Genomic DNA, 322 nt, shown 5'->3' with positions numbered 1-322 from the left:
CACGATAGAAATGCGACTGTTGACTCATTAACGATAGAGATCAAAACCAATGGGAAAAGTTTAGGCTGGGGTTATACCGAGGAGGTATTTGATACTACCAGAGAGAAAGAAGTAGAAGAAGCTCCACTCCCGATGTTAAAAGACGTATTCGATCTAGTGGCACAGGAAGAGTTAAGAGATGTTTATAGAGAGGAGTTTACATTTTTATGTGCTGAACGATGGGGCCCTAGGGGGAATTATCCATATTCGACGAAACGTCGATCAAAAAAGTGGTTGGGTATACATGGTGAATATACTGCACAAGTATTGAGCACTATCGAAA

Annotated in this window: 1 pseudogene; it reads left to right on the top strand. The window is 41.0% G+C overall.

The window, feature by feature from the left end:
- Positions 1 to 322, top strand: a pseudogene (locus tag AB4512_RS24655) (DUF3696 domain-containing protein); the annotation flags it as partial.

This window comes from Vibrio sp. 10N.222.52.B7, from assembly GCF_041474275.1.
GTDB classification, from domain to species: Bacteria; Pseudomonadota; Gammaproteobacteria; order Enterobacterales; family Vibrionaceae; genus Vibrio; species Vibrio crassostreae_C.
Note: the sequence above shows the minus strand (reverse complement) of the source record. Positions and strands in the feature narration are given on the sequence as shown.